Raw genomic sequence first — 16,904 nt, forward strand, 5'->3', positions numbered from 1 at the left:
GGACGATCAGGGTCTCGGTGGGCACATCCAGTCTCCTTGAAAAGATGGTGAAGGAGACAGCGGGACGGGTCGCGGCGCCTTGATTTGGGTCAAGCGATTTGCCGTTTAGGCGTGCGCGGCCATGATTGCGGACGCGAGACGCGATGCTGGCGGACCGTGGCTACCGACATGACTGCGGCTCGCTGCCGCCCAATGCTTGCCGGCCGTATCCGCGCTCAGCAGGTAACGAGATCCGTATGGCCAAAGCCCTTGGAGTAATCGAGCACGGAGATCACTGTTGGCATCACGCGGAAAATGCGGACCTGGTCCGGGGTCGGCATCGGGCCGGGCAGCGAAGCCTGCGGCGGATATTTATCCGGCAGCATCTTCAGAACCTTTTCCGCCTCGGCCCTGTCTGTGACCGGTTGTGCACGCGCCGCCATCGAGAGTCCCGTAATCTCCATCACCTGAGGCGCGTCGTGGTCGATCGTCAGGGATACGCGATCGTCCCGAGCGATATTCGCCGCCTTCTGGCTGTCCAGGCCGCAGAGGAAGTAGAGCGTGAGGCCCTCGTTGACGTAGCCCACGGTCGTCGCCTGCGGCCAACCGTCCGGCCTGAGCGTTGCAACCGTCATGACCCGATGCTGATCCAAGAGTGTCTGAATCTTGTCTTTGAGCTCCTGATCCATCTTCGCCTCCGAAGTCTTTGCTGACGGTGGCCATGGTAAGGATCGTGGATAGCGTTGCTTTGACGTGCATCAACGCATGGGCGGCAACGCGCCCTGGCCGCGATGTCCGACCGGACGAACACACTTGCATGCGCGCCGCAATTCGCTGGCGCCGCGAAACGATCCGGCCGGGCATTCGTTGGAATCGACTTTGCGGCATCAAAAGGCGGAAGTGACCAACATGCCATTGACACTGACCAGTCCAGCGTTCGCCGACGGCGATCCCATCCCCGAACGTTTCACCCGCGATGGTGAAAATGTTTCCCCGCCTCTGAAGTGGTCGGGGATCCCTGACGGGACCAGGAGCCTGGTTCTTGTCGTGGACGACCCCGATGCACCACGCGGGACGTTCGGCCACTGGGCGGTCTTCAATATTTCGCCCGACGTCGAGCAACTTGCCGAAGGGGAGGACGGGAAGCCGGGAACCGAAGCGCTCCAACAGGGGAAGAACGACTTCGGCAACGCCTCTTACGATGGCCCGGACCCGCCGATAGGGCACGGAGTTCACCAGTACCATTTCCGGCTGGCGGCTCTCGATGTGCCGAGCCTCGGCATTCCCGGCCAGGCCGGCGTCAAGGAAATCTGGAAGGAGGCCCGGCGCCACGCGATCGAGGCGGCGGAACTCGTGGGCACATACGAACATGCCGCCTGAGTGGCGAAGGCTTTTCCCGTCAGGCAGCGCCGGCCGCATCACTCGGGAGCCCGCAATGAACAATCCAGACCCGAATAGTCCCGAACCGATGCCGGGCGATCCCGGTCCCGAACCATCCCGGCCTCCAGCTCCGCCGGAAAACCCGCCCGGAGAACCGCCAGGCGTTCCTCCGCCTTCACCCGATCCTATTCCGGGACCGGGGAGGGGGCCTCCTGATATTCCGCCGGACACGCCACCAGAGATCCCGCCGGAGGAGCCGACATTTCCCAGGCCGACGGCAGAAGACTTCCACACCTGGCGGTCGCATTGAGGCGCGTCGTGATGAACGGATTCAGGCGACGCGCCTTAAGTCCTTGTTTTAATGCCGCTTCCTTCGATCATCGGGATGACCTGCTCGATGTCCAGCGGCTCGATGCCGAGTTCCGGCAGCCCCGGCATGCCGCCTGTCGTCACGTTGTCCTGTCGCATGAGATCGATCTGGTTGCGCGTGAAAGGCGGCGTCGGGAGAAATTCCGCCGCTAGCGCCAGGGTGCTCCAGGCGGCGAACGGCATGGGTACTAGGATTGGATGAACGCCGAACGTTCGGGCGATTTCGCGAACCAACTCCCTGTAACGCAAAATACGCGGGCCGCCGACCTCGAACGTAGACACATCGTGGATAGGATCAGCGAGCAACCGGCTCACCGCTTCGGCGACGTCGCCGACATAGACGGGCTGAAGCCGCGTCGCTCCCTGGCCGAACAGCGGATAGACGGGCAGCAGTCGGACCAGTCGAACAAGCGTCGTGAGAAAAGCATCGTCCGGCCCGATCATGACGGCCGAGCGCAGGACAATCGTGTCGGGAAACGAGTTCCTGACCGCGCCTTCTCCGCGCCCGCGTGCCTTGATATACCTCGATGCGGATCGCGGATCCGCGCCTATCCCGGAGATATGGACAAGCCGCTCGACCCCGGCTTGCCGCGCGGCGCTCGCCAAATCGGCTGCCGCCGTCACGTGCATCCTTTCGAACGTCAAGCCGCCATGCTCGACATAGAGGCTGACCGCGTTCACCACCGCATTTGATCCGGCAATTGCTGGGCCGATCGATGATCTGTCAAGAATATCCGCTTTGACTTGGTCGGGCGCCTTCGCTTCCGAGCCAACCGCTGCCCGCCGCGCTCGGCGGGACACCGCCAGCACTTCAAAGCCCTTGTCCAGGAGCCGCCCGACGATCCTGCGGCCGAGGAACCCGGTCCCGCCGAACACAGCAACCTTCATCGATGTTCCTCGCGCGTCGCCTGTAACGCGCGTCGCGATCTTTCAGATTCGCTCCGTGCGCTTTAGGTTTCTGGTTTGACGCATGTCTTTGTCCCGAAACCGGTTCCCACCTTCGGGAGACATGCTTTAAGGCGCGCCCGCCACGGCGCCGACGATCGCCGGGGCGAGTGCCAGCAGGTCGATATCGCCGTTTGCGGTAAGGCGATCTCCGTCCAATTCGAGCCGCAGTTTCGAAGGATCGGATTCCGTTTGACGCTCAAGCTCTAGGGCCATTGCCTCGCGAACCTTCTCTTCCATCATTGTTTTTGCTCCGCAGACATGTCCAAATCAGATCGCTGGAACCCATTTCCAGAACACGCCTTCCATCCTGTCGGGATAGTATTTGAATTCACATTCGAACCGTCGTCCGTAGCTGGCGGCGGCAGCAAGCGCTGCCTTGCTGACGGGCCGCATGCCCGTTCCCGGCGCGAACCAATCCTCCAGCAGATCGTCGGGCACATAGGCGCCGATCCTCAGCGGCAGTTGTTGCAGGACGACGTCCATTTCCTTCGGTGGCACCGCGTTCATTCGTTTCCGGCTCCCTGCGGATGCGGTGAATTTGAAGTTCCTACGAAATCACACTAGTGAACTGCGTTTTCGGTCAGGAGTTCCATGAGAATCGGCCGGAACGCTTCTTCCCTTCTCCCCTTGTGGGAGAAGGTGGCCGCGAAGCGGCCGGTGGCGCAGACCTTCGCCAGCGTTGACGCAGCGACAGAATCGCCAGCGTCTCATTCCTTCCAGCACCCCTCATCCGTCTCGGCGCCTTCGCGCCGATCCACCTTCTCCCACAAGGGGAGAAGGAGAGGGCGCGCGCTACGCCTCGTTGATCATCGCCTCGATGTTGTAGCCATCGGGATCGAGCACGAAGCAGGCGTAGTAATTCTCCGCATAATGGGGACGCAACCCGGGCGGGCATTGTCCGCAGCACCCGCTTCGAGTGCTGCGCGATAGAACGCATCGACCTCTGCCTTGCTCTTCACCCGGAAGGCGACATGCAGACGGGTGAGCGGCGGCTTCTCGCCCGTGCGCTGGATCTCGAACAGGCAGCCATTGCCGACATCGAAAGCCCAGAACACGCCTTCCTTGCCGAAGGAGAGGCGATACCCCAAGGGCGCAAAAGCCTTTTCGTGGAAGAGCTTGCTCTTCTCGAGGTCGCTGACTTCGATGGTGATGTGATCGATCATTCACACCGTCGCAGTGCTCGGCGGCATTGCCGGCCGCCCGACTTGCAGTTCCGGAGGGCTCTATGCCTCTACATATTCCGCCAAGCTGACGGCTTTGGGAACCTCCAAACCGTCAGCGCGCAAGCCCTCGATATGGAAACGTATCGCGTCGCGGATTTCGTTTTCGACTTCAGGCACCGTCGCACCTGTCGCGATGCAGCCGGGAAGATCCGGCACATAAGCGGAAAAATTGTCCCCGGCTCTTTCAATCACCACTGCGTAGCGCATGCTTTCATTCCTTCAGGCCGGACTGCTTGAGGATGCTGTTCAACGTTCCCGGTGCAACCTCTTCCGACAGCTTACCGGCCACGGTGACGCGGCCGGCTTTGATCTTGTGCTTATATTGGCGATGGCTGCCTTTTGTTGCAACCAGATACCAGCCGTCGGCCCCCAGCAAGCGAATGATCTCGCGAACCGTGAGCCGACGCCTGATGCGTCACTAATTCTCGCTCACCACCGAAGGTAAGTGGTTGGAATTGCTACATCTTTTTTCCATTAGCTTCATGCTGCCTCATCGCCTCTTCGCACGAAGGCTGCTCAGAAATCCGCGCATCTCAATTGATTTTCGGGTTTGACGCCGCAGCGCCGGCACTCATCCTGAAGGAAGGTTGAGGCGATGTCGTTTGTGGTTGCGTCGACAGCGCTGCCGGGCATCGTGATGACATGAGTGCGGATGGAGAGCGGATATGAACGTTAAATCAGATATCCACTGGGGTCGGTCACCTGAAGAGGACGACGGAACAGTTCTGAGCGCTATGCTGTACGCCGAAGGCCGGGGTGACTATTCCGTGCTGAAAGGCTTCATGTCCGACTTCGGAAGCAGGCTCCGGAATTCTCAAGACAAGGAGGTGGCAACCGCTTACGGCGAACTGGAGGTAAGATCAGCAAAATCTTTCGAATACGAGGCGAAACACGGTCGCCATTCACTCATGAAATGGGACCACCCGGTCAATGTCGAGTGGGTGAAATTGGGACTTATCAAGCTCACGCCAGAAGACCGACAGGCGTTCGAAAACCGGAACCGTCCTCCAGTCACGGTTTAAAACTAGTAGCTTGCCGTTCCTCGCGGTGTTTCCTCGCCGCATTCATAGCAGCCCCTGGTGTTTCATACACTCCGGGGATCAACACCCCTCCGTCGTCGAAGACCAGGTACCAATCTCTTCCGGTGTCATCAATCATGACAAGCATCGAGTAGCCGTTGGCGAGCGGGCGGTATTCGGCGCCTCGAAACCTAGATGTCCGCAACCATGACTGATCAGGATGAAGCATCTCGGCCAATTCGTCTGATACGCCAAGTGGCTGCGGAAGATGGGGAGATTGAGGGCGGTCAGTTCTCACGGTTAACGCTCCGTAGTGCCTGCTGGAGGTATCTGGCTCACTTTCGTTACCATCCGGTTCATGCCTTCAACCTTTCAACTCGGCATCGACGAGGGCGGGATGTCGCACCTGCGGTAGAGCGTCTGCTTCAGCTCGTCGGGATCGCCGACTGGGGCGACACCGGCCGCCACGAGCGACTTCTTCACCCGCGCGAAATGCTCGACTCGCTCCTGCGCCAGCTTGTGGAGCGATACATATTCCCGCTCGAACCGTTCCAGTTCCTCCTCGCGGACAATCGGCTGCATCCACCCGGTCACTGGATTCTTCACCGTAACGGTGGCGAGAAGTCCCTTCCCGACCAGAGCCTTCACGGCGGCGCTCTTGGCAGGCAGCCGCTTCTCCACCTCGCGCAACGAAAGGCCGTCGTATGCAGGCCCGACCACGTGGGGCCTGACTTCCCTGGCATCGACTAGCACCGAAAGAAATCCGCGCTCTGCGGGGCTGCGTCCGACCCGTTCGAGCTTTCCGTCCAACACAAGCCGGACCACGTCCATAACAGGGCAGCAGCACCTCTTTGCCGCCTTCAGGAGAGTTTCGAAGGCGGGATCGTCACCGAGGGCCGGGTCGGCCTTGCGCAGCAACCGCTCGAGGAACTCGTCGAGATCAGCCTTCCTGAACGTGTAGTGCATCCCGGCTCTGCTTCGTGGCTTCTCGATCATCGGCTTGATTAATCCGGTCTGGACCAAGCCCTCGTCGTGAGGCCGCGGCACATTCAGGTAGGCTCGCGCCGCGGTCATGTTCATCGCCTCCTTCAGTTCTCTTGCGAGGACGGTCACCTGGTCCGGATCGGCGACCACCCTGTTGTCGATCAGTGAATCCGAGTCCTTTCCGGCAAGTCCCGCCTTCCTGAGCGCCTTCCGCAGGCGTTTCGGGTGCACGGCGAACTCCTGGGCGGCCGTGTGCACTGAATGAAGCCGACGAGCGCCCACATCACGTCCGAACAGCGTGTCGCCCGGACCGAAGGGCAGCGTCTCGACTGCATGCTCAAGGATGATGTCCCGGACAGGATCGTAGACGCGGTCCTCGCTTTCGTGCGCCAGCCAGTCGTAAAGACGCCCGTACATGACCTTCGGACCCGCGCTGGAACGACGGGAACGGAATGGCCCCTGGAGCTCGTCCAGGAACGACCTGATGCCAGCAGCGCCCTTGTCCACGATCTCGAAGCCGGCCGCCTCGCATTCCCAGGCTTCGTCGCCATCGAGGTCGTCCAGCGCCACCTTCGGCCCGTGCAGCGCAACCGCGCCGGTGACGAGCGGGAGGTGCAGGGCCGCATAGAGGGGCAATCCGTCGAGCCAGGATCCGGAAGCCGTGCCCTGCAGCCGCCTGGCCACATAGAGCTCGAGCTTCGAGGGCGAGCGGAGCACCGCTGCGTCGGCCAAGAATTGCAGGCGGGGGATGGCATCCGCGATCGCCCGCGAGGCATCGTGAATGACATGCGGTCCGTCGAGCTTCCCGACCTCGGCGAGAGCCATTCCGTGCCTGTCGCAGGTGCGCATTCCTCGGATCAGCCACATGCTCCGGCGGTGCGGCCTGGCAGCCAGGCGGCAGTCGAGGCGCTCGATATCCTCGGCCATGCAGGCGGGGCACATCCGCACGCGGTTGCGCACGAGGCTGGACTGCAGGAGCTCTTGGCCCCGGTGCCGGAACTGCCGCTTCGGGCCGTCCAAACGGGTGAACGATTCCCTCAGCAGCCGATCCCGGTCCACACCCGCCAGGTCGGCGAGAGCGAAGACTCCGTCCGGCTGCCCGTTGATGACCCCTTGCGGATCGATGCCGAAGTCGCGGCAGAACTCGCGCATGTCATCCCGGCAGGCTCTCGTCGACAGCCGCGAGGCGAAATCCGGCGGGGTCTCGCGGTCTCCCAGCTCCAAGGTAAGCGAAAGCCTCATTGCCTGACTCCCTTCGTGCTGCGCCCCTTCGGCTTGCGTGCGCCAGTAGGCTTACCGACCTCGTCGACAACGTCCTCGTAGAGCGCTGCCTCGACCGGGATCGCGGTCCAGTCATCAGCAAGGAAAGGATTGAGATCGTCGTCCCTCACGCCCGTGCGGATGGCGTAGACATCCGCGAAATGGCCGAAGCCGAGTTCCCCGCCGCCTTCCACCATCAAGCATTCCGCAATCGCGTCCTGTACGTATTCGACGACGATGCCAAACTGGTAGGTGGCCGCGTGGAGAAGGCGGTGCGCGAAAGCGTCCGCCTGAAGCTCGCGACAGCCGACGGACGGGCACATGGCCACCAGGTCCCGGACTGTCTGCCGCACCGACTCCGCATGGTCCGGAAATGCCAGCGCCTCGAAGGGCAGCACGCGGACGCGCCTCTTCATGGAAGCGTCGTTCTGGCAGAAGCGCGACAGCTCGGGCAGGCCGGACAGGATCAGCCAGATCGGCCAGTCCGCCTCCTGCATCATCCGCTTGAGCGTGTTCTCCACCTCCTGGGCCATGGTGTCGCTCTTGATCTCGTCCCCGTGCTGCGCCTCGTCGATATGGAGGATTCGCACCCCGCACTCGGCCATCAGCTCGCGCACGACGGGCCAGACCTTGCTGTGCTGGATTTCCCGGCGGCCGTGGTAGCCGAGCTTGCGGGCGATCTCGTTGCCGAGCGCGCCCAGCGTGAACGGGGAGGGGGCCACGACGGACAGCAGCGGGCACCACTCGCCAGGCTTCCCGAAGCCCTCGAACTCCGGACGGCTGGCGAAGGCGTGGGCGAGCGCGCGGCTCTTGCCCGCTCCCGCCTGTCCTGTGACGACGAGCGCGCGGCCGCCGCGCACCATGCCTTCCGCCCCGGCCACGCCAGGCTGCTCGCCAAGTTCCAGAAGCATGGAGTCCAGGAGCCAGTCGATCTGCTCGCGGAGCTGCTCGTCATACACCGTGGGCAGGTAGGCCGAGAGGACTCGGCCCACCGCCTCATTCACCGTGCGGCGCTTGTCGGTCTGGTTCGACACGATCCGGTTGAGGAATGCGGCGGACCTGCCGCCCGGACCAGAGGTGTTCATCATGTTCATCGATCAATCCTTCCTAAGAAAATCGGACTTCAGACGGCCGCGGCGCCGCGCGGCCGGAGCCGGCGTGTCACCGTCCCTGTCCATGGTTTCCGGAACCTGGGAGTCGTCAGCAGCTGCCAGCAAGTTGTCGCTCTGGAGGTCGTCACCCTCTAGGTCGTCGAACGTCTGGCCGCGGTCGCCCACCGTGGTGTAGTTGAAGTGCCGCACGATCTCCGCCTCTCGGCGGCGGACCTCATCGTTGGAGATCGTCGAAGGGCCGATCCCGGCAACCGACGCCGAATGCCTGCCGGTCTCGCGCAGGTCGAGGAGAGCGGCTTGAACGACGTGGTCGCTGAGTTTGGCTACGTCGGCGTGCTTGCGCCGCAGCGCAGCCGCCGTCTCCTCCCACAGGGCTGCGGAAACGCCTTTCATGGGCATGTCGCAAGGAACGGCAAACCACTTGGCTCCAGGCACGTTCTTGGAAACCCAGATCATCTCGAGGTCTTCGAGATTGGCCCTGATGCGGACATCCGCTTGCCCCACCTCGCGGCGAAGCTCTGCCGACGCCTCATTGCGGAAATACAGGCCGTAGAATCGAATGCCACGGTTCTGGATGCGCCTGTTGTCCGAGAAGCCGAACGCAACCGTCATGACCTCGTTCGCAGGCGGAGGCACGACCTTGAACAGAGCGGCCCGCTCTTCCCAAGCGTCGTTCGGTGTCTGGCCGCCGAGGCCGGCATGGGGAGAGTTGTGGTAGACGTCCACGAAATAGCGAACCAGTGCGGGCCCGAGGACAGCCGAGATCACGTTCGCCAGCGCTTCCGGGTTGGCTTCGCCCTTGTCGCCGACGCTGGAGAACGTGCGGCCCTGGAAGAACGGCAGCAGCTGGGAGTCGGTGGTTTCGAAGAAGCGCTCGACGACGCCTCGCGCGTCAGGGTGCGATGCGGGACCGATCTCGTTCGCGGAGCCGATATCGGTCACCGCGCAACGGAACCCGGCGTCAATGAACTCGGATCCCGAGTCCGTTGCCACCATCAACGGCGTGCATGCGTGATGCCAGGTGGACCGGCAGCCGGCCGCCTGCGCGATCTCGTCCTTGTTGCGGCAGACCATCTCCAAGGTGCGAATTGAGGTGTCCGCGTTCGCAGTCCAGGACAGCGTCGCGCCAAGCACGACCTTGGTGGCTTCGTCGATCGCCACGCACAGCATAAGCCTGAGCTTGACGATCTTCCCGACGAGTTCTTCGGGGATGCCTTCCCAGAATTGCTCCGGGAGCTTCAGTGACATCAGCTGGACGCGCCAGCAATCGAGCGCGACACGCTCGCCAGGGTACAGAACCGATTCCGGCCTGCCGCTCACCTTGTGCGTCCGGCGCGCGTGGCTTGCTCCGTACCGGGCGAGGGCCACCTGGTAGCTGTCCAGCTTCCGGATCGCACGCTCGAAGGTGCTTAGCGACGGGACCGGGAGCGCGGGAAGGCCTTGAGCCGCTCGGGCAAGGTTCGATGCAGCGAAGGACAACGCTTCCGTACCGCGAAGGCGAGGGGCGCCCTCCCGGTCGCGCCGCGCGTTCTCCTCTTCGAGCGTGATCGAGCCCGTCATCAGCTTGTACAGCGTCGCCGCGGACGGGCGGCTGCGGTCAAGGTAGGCCTGCACCCACTTCGCCATCAACGCGACGGAATGCGGGTCCGTGATTTTCGCCGTGCGGCTGCCCACGCGGCCCTTGCGGTGGTCGCGCAGCGCAAGAAGGTCCCATTCGTGCTGGACCAGGTCGCGAATCCATTTCCGCACGGTGGCAGGCGAGGGCGCCCGGTAGGCGTCCTTGGCCTTGCGGGCCGAGATTTCCCGCGTGATAGCAGCGTCACGCTTGCCGCGCCTGACTTGCCGACCATCGTCACTGTCGTCGTCCGCGCCGTAGACCAGACGCGCCATGACCTTGCCGATCGTCCTCTTGAGCGCCTTGTCCGTCAGGCTGGTCAAGCCGTCGTCGTACATCTGGACAACGTGGCGGCAGAGCTTCCAGTAGAAGGCCAGCTGGTCCTGTTCCTCGCAGTCGAGGTCGCGGGCGGACTTGATGTCCGGCAACCTGGCGAGAAGGACCTGCCGGGATTCACTGTTCCTTTCCATGAGGGGGTCGAGCTTGCCCGCTTCGACCAACTCCCTGATCTCATCCTGGGGGAAAACCTGGCGGAGTTCGGGGTTGGCCAAGGGACTGGCCGTCAGCACGTGCCTGTCGTGGCCGATGTGCTTGTAGAGAAGCTCGTCGGATCCCTCCCTGATTGCGAAGACGTGGCCCGGTTCGAAACCGTAGGTTGTCGGAGCGGACGAGCGGAAGGCATTGCCGTTGAAGACGTTCATAGTAATTCTCCTTGTCTGATAAAGGTCAGGCGCGGGCGCGCCTGACGAAGCATTCGTAGGAAATCCGGGCGTGGTCCCAGACCTCCAGTCCGCCCATGCCGATTAGGCGGACGATGGCGTTGAAGGCGTCGCCGCCGATGCCGGAAGCAGCCACCAGGTCGCGAAGGCGGCACCAGCCGTGCAAGCTAGCGGCAAGTCCGGCGACGACCGTGTCGGCCTTCTCGCAAAGCAGCCGACGAGCGCGAAGCAGGAGCTTCGCGTCCGCCACGTCGTCCGGGTGGATGTGATCCTCGGTCCGGATCCGATAGACGTCAGCAACCGACTTCCCGTGCTGTTGCTCGATCAGCCGCTGGACTTGAACGATTCCCGATTTGACGACCTTGCCCTTCGGCTTCACGTCGACGGCTGCGCGGGTGCCGTCGACGAGGTCCACGAAAGCGTCAAAGGTGTGCATGGCGAGCCTCCCGTTTTCATCCGAGTATTCGACCGGAGGCGGCTGATCGAGGTAGTCCTCGACCAGGCCACTGGCCAGCGAGATGTAGATGAAGCCGCGCTCGAGCTTGCTCTCGTAGACGAACTCCCGGTTCAGGGCATGGTCGACCACGGTTCCTCGATAGGAGGCGGTGGAGCGCAAGGGCATCCCGCCCCCCACCGATCCCCCTTTCTGAGCAGCGGGGCGCGACAGCTTCCGCGACGCGCGGGTGGGCTCCGGAGGAGTCCACGACCGCGCAGCCGGCGTCAGCCCGCTATGTGCAAGCTCCTTTCGGCGGCAGCGTCGTCACCCTCCTTGGGGCGAAGCACTGCAGCCGAGGACAGCCAGTCCGGCCTGAGTTCCTCCCGCAGCGGAGCACGCGGAATAAATCGGTTGGTTGCAATTTTCTTGCGCATGTTGAGCCCTCCTTTTGTGCGCGCGCCGACAGCGTTCCCCTGGCGGGCGCCGTGGCGGTCGACAGTTCCTGGGAGGGTCAGGAAGCCGGAGCGAGGGTTCTCCGGCACAACATACCGGAGGCCTCAGCCTCGTGCTTCGCGGCCGTCCCGCGTCGCTATCGATATGCGTGTTGCAAGCATCAGTTTGTCCTCAATTGCCCAGCTTGCGCCAGGGAAGGCGGCATATAGGGCGCGGATCCTTCGAAAAGGTAAACGGCGTGATACAAATTGCTCGGATCCGAACTATTTCGATCGCAGTTCGATCGGGATGTGTCGGTGGAGTAGGGGGCAACATTGGTCGGCCCACTTGAACGCCGCCAGGGCAATGCGATTTCGAGGAGAGAGGCTTCGCGAGATCGCGTGGCAGAAGTCGACCAAGCCTTCTCGCGCCTCGAGCGCTTCAGGACGATCCAAATGCTGCACAGGTTGGTGGCGGGTGCCCGCGAATTGCGTGAACCAGGGTGAAATCACGACTTCCGGCAGGGAGGAGCGGAGAACCGCTGCCCTATCTGCAACAGGACTGTGTCTGCCCCGAAGTCCCGCAACACGCCGACGGCTTTGATTGCTCTGCGAGCCACCTGTCGCGTGGCTTGCAACTCGCTGGACGCGGCGGCAGTTCGACGTGGATTTCGTCTACCACGATCTGAGGCAGGGCGGCCCGATAGAGCTGCATCGGCCTGATGCCGTCGCTGACCTCGAACGTTAGCTTCGCCGAAATGTCGAGGGCGACGTGTTCGGTGACCTTGCGGATGATCGCCGAGAACTTGCCCGCAGGCATGTGCGTGCGGTCCTCGTTCACCGTGGTGGGCGTCCTTGTCGAGGTTCCCGTCATGCTGTCCGTCGTCTGGGTCGTGAACCGCTCCAAGGACTGGTACGAACGCGGGGAGGGCCTTTCCGAGGCCTCTGAGTCAGCGAAATGACTATACCCGAACTCGCTTGCCATGATCCGCACCAGCGGAAAGAAGCCGACATTGCCGAACGCCTCGCACGTCCTTCCACTCACGAAAAAAGCGTCAAGAGCGCCTGGAAGGCGTAGCCGATGACCAATACGCAAGACGCCGGGTAGTCGGTTGTGCTGCGCCTGGAACGAGTTCCAATCTTCTCCGTTGCACCTGCATCGGGTATGATCGAATCACGCAGCCATGGAGAGTAATTCATGCCCAACGCTAAACGACACGATACACGGCTTACCCGTGAGGAGGCCGTCGTTCACGCGATCGCTTCCGCTCGTATAGAGGGCGTGGAACTCGACGAAGAAGCCAGGTCGGTGCTGGGCAGGTGGGCTGCCGAGGAGCTGACGACCCAAGAACTAGATGAATGGGTCGAGGAGCAGGTCCGGCAGGCGACCGAGAGGAACCAAGCTCGCGCCGGGCGAAGAGCTGGCGCGAGTGCGTGATCCTTATCTCGACGCCAAGGGTGTCCTGAAGAACAAGCTCGGATTTACTGATCAGAATGAGTTGGCCGCGTTCGAGGCGCGAATTGCCGCCGCCCGTGACGTTAAGATTCTCGGCGATCCTCCGCATGGCCCCTTTGACCTCGCGAAGCTCGAAAAGCTTCATGAGATGCTTTTCGGGGACGTGTACACTTGGGCTGGAAAGACTCGGATTGCCGGACTGGCGAAGCAGGCGCATGAGGGGTCCGCCGCTGGGGTCACCTCATTCACGGCTCCTCTGAGGATCAAGGCTGAAGCGACTGCGCTCTTCCGGTCCCTGCCTTCGATCGAAACGTTATCCGCGCTGTCTGACGCCGAATTCGCCGCCTCGATGGCGCCGTTCTTCGTGACGCTAAACAATGTCCACCCGTTCCGGGAAGGCAACGGCCGGACGCAACGTCTCTTTTTCAAGCTGTTGGCGCGAGCCTGCGGAAACGATCTCGCCTGGGACGTCGTGACAAGAGAGCGCGTGGTCGCTGCCAGTATCTCTGGTGCCCGCGGCGATGCCGCCCCGATGAAGAGGCTATTCCTGGAGATATCCGACGACCGTCGCACCGCTGCGCTCAGGAAAGGCTTAAACTTCCTTCGAGGCTCGAAGTCCGTGCTTTGGAACGACCTCTACATCGCTACGACCACCGCAGGACAAGCGTATTCGGGCAAGCTGGTGGGCGTGGCAGCGCCTGACTTCATGATGCGAGTGGAAAACTCAGAGCAGGAGTGGATCGCGGTCGGAGACGCAAGCGATGTACCAGACGGCACAGCGTCGGGCGACGCGCTGGAGATCAAGCCGAAATACTGGTGAGGTCCCAGCTTCCGCCCCGAAATGTGAGAGCGAGCGGACTCCCACGAAAGCCGTTTAACGATGCCGAACCTCTGATGCGATGTCAGCGCCATGGTTCGAACCAATCGCAGCTTCTCATTGCGGCTATCAGCGCCTGGGGATCAGAACAGCGTAGGTCGCGGGACAGATCGGGACGGGCGCCGACCAACGGCGTTGCACAGGTCGGGCGTAATCCGCGCGTCCACCGCCCAGTCGACTAAGCACGTGTAGCTGGCTCGCGCCGCTCCCGTCATCGGGATGGAGCGCTTGTTGCCGAGTTCCTTCAGGAGACCAAAATAGGCGGCGTACGTCCCTTGCATCGGGCGCAGCGGGACCGTGACCCAAGCTGGGATGGCAGCGAAGCGCTCAGCGAGAAAGTGAACCTGGCGGAGCGCCAATGCAGTTATGTCGTCGACGGTCGCGCCCTGGTCCTTCATTCGCCTGTTGATGGCATCGGGCACGAGGACGCAGTTGTAGGACTCGTTCAGCCCGCCCACGTCGCGTTCCTCGTTTCGGGCTTTCACGCCGATGAAATAGCGGATGCCGCCCTTCTCGGCGAGGAGGTCTGCAAACGGCTGGTTGTGCTCGTCGTCGTTCAGATTGCGAACGCCCTGAAACCCGTTTCGGACGAGGGTCTCCGCAGCCAGGACTTCACCGAGGATGCCGAGTTTCGACGTGCGGCGAACCTGTGCAATGATATCCTTCCATTCCCCGCCCTCGATCCTTATCCGGCCGCCACCTGAGCCACTCGTCCCATCCCAAGCGAGCGACCCTCGGCGCGAGGAAAGCTCGCGCAGCATAGGCCGCACTCTATGGCCCGCGGCCCGACATAAAGCCGGACCATACTGCGCAACATCTATCCTGTCTTCCTGTCGTCACCGTCGACCAGTTTGAGCCGCGGCTGCTGTGCAATCAGCTCGACCACCTCGCTGGCATCGAGCGTCCCCTTGGCGAGCAAGGCCTCGGCGACGCGGTCGACCTCCAGCCGCTCGCGTTCGATGATCCGCTTCGCCCGCTGGAACTGCTCCAGCAGCGTCTTGTCGACACGTACGTGCAGGAGGCGGTCGAGCCGTAATGCGGAGAAGAGTTCCTCTTCGTCGTCAGGTGCGAGGTACGCCAAGCCTTCGCCAAGGCCGTAGGATGCCTCGAACGCCAGCGCCGAAAGCGTGGCCGTGTGGAGGTCGGAACCCCTTCCGCCGCCACCGCCCGCCGACCGCTCCCCGAAGACCACTTCCTCGGCCGCAATGCCTCCAAGCCTGACGGCGATGCTGTCGAGGAGCTGGGCTTGGGTGCGTTCCTTGATCCCCTTATCCCTGATAAGGGCCCCGCCGCCGTTCTGGAACAGTTCGGGATTCCGGACGATGGTGCTCTCGACCGAAACCGAAACGAGTTCTCCGCACGCGAGCGTGAGCGCGACGATGGCATGTCCGGTCTCATGGACGGCCACCCGGCGGCGCATTTCCGGCGGAATGGGAACCAAAGCGGGAAGCTCGGACACAAGGTCCTTGAGCGTCATGTCGCTGCGAGCCCGCCTTGCCCGCCGTCTCGCCTGCCGGACCAGCTGCTCGAGGGAGGCGCCATTCCAGCCTTCGGTTCTCCCGGCGATTTCCGACAGGTCGGCATCGGCAAGCAATCCCTGCAGGTGCCAGCGCAGGATTCCTTCGCGGCCCTTCTGGTCCGGCAGGGGAATGCGGACATGCCTGTCGAGGCGTCCGGCGCGGACGATCGCGGCATCGAGCCTGTGGGGATGGTTGCAGGCTCCGACCACGACGACCCCCTCGCGGCCCTCCGCGCCGTCGATGCACTCGAGCAGCGCGGCCACCACCTCCGTGCAGTACTGTCGGTTGTGATCGTTGAACTTCTCGCGGTCACCGACGGCATCGATCTCGTCGATGAAGATGATCGACGGCGCATTCTTTCTTGCGTCGTCGAACGCCGCCCGCATGGCCTTCAGAAGGTCACCGAGGTGGCCCTTCGCCTGCCAGCGGCCGAGGGAGCCAAGGACCAGGTGGACGTTGCAGGTGCGGGCGAGAGCGCCCGCGAACGTGGTCTTGCCCGTTCCGGGAGGCCCGGACACCAGAATGCCGCGATCCACGTCCGCCCAGCCGATCCTTCCAGCCCGCCAGTCGGCGAGGTCAGTCGCCAGTTCGCGGCCCCATTCGCCCGCCTCGCCGAGGCCATGGAGGTCGTCAAGCGTCGGGCCAGAAATGTCTTTGGCCGCCGTCGGCGCACTGGCCTGCACCATTAGCTTGATCGCGTGAGCGACGGACCTGCCCGGGCGTAGCGTGGCACCGATGACGGACAGGGGCATCATGGCGATGAACTCGGCCTGTTCGGGCATGATCTCCGTCTTGAGGCAGAGCCTCGCCCCGGCGATGACGTGCCGCGGCAGGATCGGCCCCACTTCGACCACCCCGTCAGCGGCGAGGCGGAAGTTATCCGGCATCTCCGCGCCGCTCTCCATTACCAGGACGACGCGCCGCCGCTTCGAGAGCGCCGCGGAAAGTTCCGCCTCCTTGACCTTCGTCCAACGGTCGCCCTTTGTCAGGATCTCGGTGCCGTCGAGGCCGCCATAGATGAAGGAAGGGCCATGCGCGGCATAGTGGACGGCCTCTTCATAGATGTCCTTATCTGCTCCCGCCGGGAGCAACAAACCGACGACCACAGGTTTGAGCTGCCGGAACTGTGGGATGGGGCGGAAGGCCCGCATGATCCCGCAGTAAGCGAGGAAGCGCGGCAAGGATTGATGCAGCTTGTTGCGGAAGGTGCTGGCATTGCTGCTCCCGGCACCCTTCAGGGTCTTGTAGCGGATCATGTCGACACCTCGGTCGCAACCGTGCCACAGCACGGTGATAGAAATCGGAAACTGAAGAAGAGACGCGCGCGCTCAGACGCCGATGGCCGTGCGTATGGGCGCGCGCCGGACCTGCCTCGTCGTCGTCTCGGATTTCCTGGAGGTGTGGATCACGACACTGTCCTCGGTTTCATGCGCATGCGTTGTCGGCCGTCGCAAGGGCGGCCGCAGGGGCGGTCAGCGTATGAGGTCGAGGTGTTGGTGCGTGGTCATGGGCGAGAACGTATAGTGAACATAGCTCTGGCGGTCAAGCGCTTGCCCTAAAGACAGCGCTTGCCTTA

General features: G+C 62.9%; 17 protein-coding genes and 3 pseudogenes. 5 read left to right on the plus strand and 15 right to left on the minus strand.

Annotated features, from left to right (window positions below; genetic code table 11):
• Positions 1-215 precede the first annotated feature (215 nt).
• Positions 216-668 (minus strand): pyridoxamine 5'-phosphate oxidase family protein, encoded by a 453-nt coding sequence (locus tag RFN28_RS10395; RefSeq protein ID WP_320287254.1) that lies wholly within the window; start codon positions 666-668, stop codon positions 216-218.
• A 220-nt stretch (positions 669-888) separates the two neighbouring features.
• Between RFN28_RS10395 and RFN28_RS10400 the strand changes: the two genes are divergently transcribed.
• Positions 889-1,359 (plus strand): YbhB/YbcL family Raf kinase inhibitor-like protein, encoded by a 471-nt coding sequence (locus RFN28_RS10400; RefSeq protein WP_320287289.1) that lies wholly within the window; start codon positions 889-891, stop codon positions 1,357-1,359.
• A gap of 345 nt (positions 1,360-1,704) precedes the next feature.
• On the opposite strand, the gene RFN28_RS10405 is transcribed toward RFN28_RS10400, so the two are convergent.
• The 6 genes and pseudogenes from RFN28_RS10405 to RFN28_RS10430 form a co-directional block, all read right to left on the minus strand.
• Positions 1,705-2,616, minus strand: a complete 912-nt coding sequence (locus RFN28_RS10405; RefSeq protein ID WP_320287255.1) for a complex I NDUFA9 subunit family protein — start codon at positions 2,614-2,616, stop codon at positions 1,705-1,707.
• Between the two features lie 126 nt (positions 2,617-2,742).
• Positions 2,743-2,916: a hypothetical protein gene (locus RFN28_RS10410; RefSeq protein ID WP_320287256.1), complete on the minus strand. Its 174-nt coding sequence runs from the start codon at positions 2,914-2,916 to the stop codon at positions 2,743-2,745.
• A gap of 27 nt (positions 2,917-2,943) precedes the next feature.
• Positions 2,944-3,183, minus strand: coding sequence for a hypothetical protein (locus RFN28_RS10415; protein ID WP_430677721.1), 240 nt, complete (start codon positions 3,181-3,183; stop codon positions 2,944-2,946).
• Positions 3,184-3,468: 285 nt separating this feature from the next.
• Positions 3,469-3,839, minus strand: a pseudogene (locus RFN28_RS10420) (VOC family protein).
• 60 nt (positions 3,840-3,899) lie between these two features.
• A complete protein-coding gene (locus tag RFN28_RS10425; RefSeq protein WP_320287257.1) occupies positions 3,900-4,106 on the minus strand; it encodes a type II toxin-antitoxin system HicB family antitoxin in 207 nt (68 codons plus the stop codon).
• Between the two features lie 4 nt (positions 4,107-4,110).
• Positions 4,111-4,311: a type II toxin-antitoxin system HicA family toxin gene (locus RFN28_RS10430; RefSeq protein WP_320287290.1), complete on the minus strand. Its 201-nt coding sequence runs from the start codon at positions 4,309-4,311 to the stop codon at positions 4,111-4,113.
• Between the two features lie 253 nt (positions 4,312-4,564).
• Between RFN28_RS10430 and RFN28_RS10435 the strand changes: the two genes are divergently transcribed.
• Positions 4,565-4,921, plus strand: coding sequence for a hypothetical protein (locus RFN28_RS10435; RefSeq protein WP_320287258.1), 357 nt, complete (start codon positions 4,565-4,567; stop codon positions 4,919-4,921).
• A 369-nt stretch (positions 4,922-5,290) separates the two neighbouring features.
• On the opposite strand, the gene RFN28_RS10440 is transcribed toward RFN28_RS10435, so the two are convergent.
• The 6 genes and pseudogenes from RFN28_RS10440 to RFN28_RS10465 form a co-directional block, all read right to left on the minus strand.
• On the minus strand, positions 5,291-7,144 hold the full coding sequence (locus RFN28_RS10440; RefSeq protein WP_320287259.1) for a TniQ family protein: 1,854 nt from the start codon (positions 7,142-7,144) through the stop codon (positions 5,291-5,293).
• On the minus strand, positions 7,141-8,256 hold the full coding sequence (locus RFN28_RS10445) for an ATP-binding protein (protein WP_320287260.1): 1,116 nt from the start codon (positions 8,254-8,256) through the stop codon (positions 7,141-7,143). Before RFN28_RS10445 ends, RFN28_RS10440 begins: the two co-directional genes overlap by 4 nt.
• 3 nt (positions 8,257-8,259) lie before the next feature.
• Positions 8,260-10,590, minus strand: a complete 2,331-nt coding sequence (locus RFN28_RS10450) for a TnsB C-terminal domain-containing protein (protein WP_320287261.1) — start codon at positions 10,588-10,590, stop codon at positions 8,260-8,262.
• Between the two features lie 25 nt (positions 10,591-10,615).
• Positions 10,616-11,230 (minus strand): hypothetical protein, encoded by a 615-nt coding sequence (locus RFN28_RS10455; protein ID WP_320287262.1) that lies wholly within the window; start codon positions 11,228-11,230, stop codon positions 10,616-10,618.
• Positions 11,231-11,328: 98 nt separating this feature from the next.
• A complete protein-coding gene (locus RFN28_RS10460; RefSeq protein ID WP_320287263.1) occupies positions 11,329-11,478 on the minus strand; it encodes a hypothetical protein in 150 nt (49 codons plus the stop codon).
• A 544-nt stretch (positions 11,479-12,022) separates the two neighbouring features.
• Positions 12,023-12,307, minus strand: a pseudogene (locus RFN28_RS10465) (DUF6428 family protein); the annotation flags it as partial.
• Positions 12,308-12,314: 7 nt separating this feature from the next.
• On the opposite strand from RFN28_RS10465, the pseudogene RFN28_RS10470 reads away from it, so the two are divergent.
• The 3 genes and pseudogenes from RFN28_RS10470 to RFN28_RS10475 all read left to right on the plus strand — a co-directional run.
• Positions 12,315-12,437, plus strand: a pseudogene (locus tag RFN28_RS10470) (arsenic resistance protein); the annotation flags it as partial.
• A gap of 236 nt (positions 12,438-12,673) precedes the next feature.
• On the plus strand, positions 12,674-12,913 hold the full coding sequence (locus tag RFN28_RS34835) for an antitoxin VbhA family protein (RefSeq protein WP_430677725.1): 240 nt from the start codon (positions 12,674-12,676) through the stop codon (positions 12,911-12,913).
• Complete coding sequence (locus tag RFN28_RS10475; protein WP_320287264.1) at positions 12,906-13,751, plus strand: Fic/DOC family protein; 846 nt, start codon at positions 12,906-12,908, stop codon at positions 13,749-13,751. Before RFN28_RS34835 ends, RFN28_RS10475 begins: the two co-directional genes overlap by 8 nt.
• A gap of 140 nt (positions 13,752-13,891) precedes the next feature.
• Here RFN28_RS10475 and RFN28_RS10480 read toward each other — a convergent pair whose 3' ends face one another.
• The gene (locus tag RFN28_RS10480) at positions 13,892-14,569 is read right to left on the minus strand and encodes a hypothetical protein (RefSeq protein ID WP_320287265.1); all 678 of its coding nucleotides are present in this window, start codon (positions 14,567-14,569) and stop codon (positions 13,892-13,894) included.
• Positions 14,570-14,625: 56 nt separating this feature from the next.
• On the minus strand, positions 14,626-16,584 hold the full coding sequence (locus RFN28_RS10485; RefSeq protein ID WP_320287266.1) for an AAA family ATPase: 1,959 nt from the start codon (positions 16,582-16,584) through the stop codon (positions 14,626-14,628).
• Positions 16,585-16,904: the final 320 nt, after the last annotated feature.

The organism is Mesorhizobium album, from assembly GCF_033977205.1.
GTDB classification, from domain to species: domain Bacteria; phylum Pseudomonadota; class Alphaproteobacteria; order Rhizobiales; family Rhizobiaceae; genus Mesorhizobium; species Mesorhizobium album.

Excerpts from the sequence above, each read along its gene's own strand:
- RFN28_RS10395 (WP_320287254.1), bottom strand. The coding sequence starts at position 668 with ATGGATCAGGAGCTCAAAGACAAGATTCAGACACTCTTGGATCAGCAT.
- RFN28_RS10400 (WP_320287289.1), top strand. The coding sequence starts at position 889 with ATGCCATTGACACTGACCAGTCCAGCGTTCGCCGACGGCGATCCCATC.
- RFN28_RS10405 (WP_320287255.1), bottom strand. The coding sequence starts at position 2,616 with ATGAAGGTTGCTGTGTTCGGCGGGACCGGGTTCCTCGGCCGCAGGATC.
- RFN28_RS10410 (WP_320287256.1), bottom strand. The coding sequence starts at position 2,916 with ATGATGGAAGAGAAGGTTCGCGAGGCAATGGCCCTAGAGCTTGAGCGT.
- RFN28_RS10415 (WP_430677721.1), bottom strand. The coding sequence starts at position 3,183 with ATGAACGCGGTGCCACCGAAGGAAATGGACGTCGTCCTGCAACAACTG.
- RFN28_RS10425 (WP_320287257.1), bottom strand. The coding sequence starts at position 4,106 with ATGCGCTACGCAGTGGTGATTGAAAGAGCCGGGGACAATTTTTCCGCT.
- RFN28_RS10435 (WP_320287258.1), top strand. The coding sequence starts at position 4,565 with ATGAACGTTAAATCAGATATCCACTGGGGTCGGTCACCTGAAGAGGAC.
- RFN28_RS10440 (WP_320287259.1), bottom strand. The coding sequence starts at position 7,144 with ATGAGGCTTTCGCTTACCTTGGAGCTGGGAGACCGCGAGACCCCGCCG.
- RFN28_RS10445 (WP_320287260.1), bottom strand. The coding sequence starts at position 8,256 with ATGAACATGATGAACACCTCTGGTCCGGGCGGCAGGTCCGCCGCATTC.
- RFN28_RS10450 (WP_320287261.1), bottom strand. The coding sequence starts at position 10,590 with ATGAACGTCTTCAACGGCAATGCCTTCCGCTCGTCCGCTCCGACAACC.
- RFN28_RS10455 (WP_320287262.1), bottom strand. The coding sequence starts at position 11,230 with ATGCCCTTGCGCTCCACCGCCTCCTATCGAGGAACCGTGGTCGACCAT.
- RFN28_RS10460 (WP_320287263.1), bottom strand. The coding sequence starts at position 11,478 with ATGCGCAAGAAAATTGCAACCAACCGATTTATTCCGCGTGCTCCGCTG.
- RFN28_RS34835 (WP_430677725.1), top strand. The coding sequence starts at position 12,674 with ATGCCCAACGCTAAACGACACGATACACGGCTTACCCGTGAGGAGGCC.
- RFN28_RS10480 (WP_320287265.1), bottom strand. The coding sequence starts at position 14,569 with ATGCTGCGCGAGCTTTCCTCGCGCCGAGGGTCGCTCGCTTGGGATGGG.
- RFN28_RS10485 (WP_320287266.1), bottom strand. The coding sequence starts at position 16,584 with ATGATCCGCTACAAGACCCTGAAGGGTGCCGGGAGCAGCAATGCCAGC.